The sequence below is a fragment of the Pseudomonas sp. PICF6 genome, assembly GCF_009831705.1.
Taxonomy (GTDB): domain Bacteria; phylum Pseudomonadota; class Gammaproteobacteria; order Pseudomonadales; family Pseudomonadaceae; genus Aquipseudomonas; species Aquipseudomonas rhizophila.
Genome location: NZ_WUUD01000026.1, coordinates 21,994 through 22,995 on the forward strand (window position 1 = coordinate 21,994; position 1,002 = coordinate 22,995).

Here is a 1,002-nt window from a genome sequence, read left to right on the forward strand (position 1 = left end):
GCCATCAGGCCGTAGAGGCCGCCGGGTTGATCGAACTCCACCGTCACCGACCAGGTGCGATCCTCCAGCACCGGGCTACTGCCCAGCACCGCATGCGTGGCGTCTCCCAGTTTTACCGTCACGGTATCGCCCGGCACACCGAAACCCGACACCACCACGCGCCGGCCGATGGGCTCGTCGGTGGCCGGGGTTTCAATGAACGGGGCAGCAGGCACGACGTTGAAGGTCAGCGGCGCAGTGTCCTTGGAGGGCCGACCTTCGAAGCGTTGCCGGGCCACAATCGTGGTTTCGCCTACCGGAAGGGTCACGTCAGCGCTCCAGCCGTCGGCGCCCACAAAAACATCTTCGATCAACGGCTCACTTGCGCCCTGGAGCCAGATATCAACCCGCCCGCCCTGCATGCCTGTGCCAGACAACGTCATGCTGCGCGGCAGGTTGCCGCCCGGCTGCGGCACGTCAAACTCCGGTGGCAACACCACCACCTCGAACCTCAGGGTTTCACTGCGCTCGGACGGCTCCCCACGCAGGGTCTGTTGCGCGTCGATGGTGTAGGGACGAAACTCCAGCACGGGCAGCTCGACGGACCATTCGCCGTCGGCGGTCAGCACCTTGGGTTCGCCCAGCTCCGTTTGAAATTGCGCGTCACGCACTTGCATCGACGCCTCGGCCATACCGTCACGCCCACGGACGGTCAGCACGCGACCGACCTCGGCACTGGGAGCGGGATACGTGATCACCGGTTTGCGCATGGGTGTGGCAACCGTGAAGGTCCTTTGCGCAGGCGGTGAGGGTTGCTGGGCGGCGGTCTGGATCAGGGTCGCGGTGTGGGTGACCCCAGGTGCAAACGGCTCGGTGCGCCGGAAACTCCAGGTGCCGTTGTTGTTCTCGACGGGGTGTTCGGTGGCGCTGTCACTGAATATGAGTGTCAGCACCGCCTCCGGCCAGCAGGTGCCACTGAGGTTGGGCGAGAGACCATTTTCCACGGGCACGTTCATGACCGGT

The 1,002-nt window shown here is 65.1% G+C and carries 1 pseudogene; it reads right to left on the reverse strand.

Annotated elements, in window-relative coordinates:
* Positions 1–1,002: pseudogene (locus GSM73_RS16720) on the reverse strand (hypothetical protein); the annotation flags it as partial.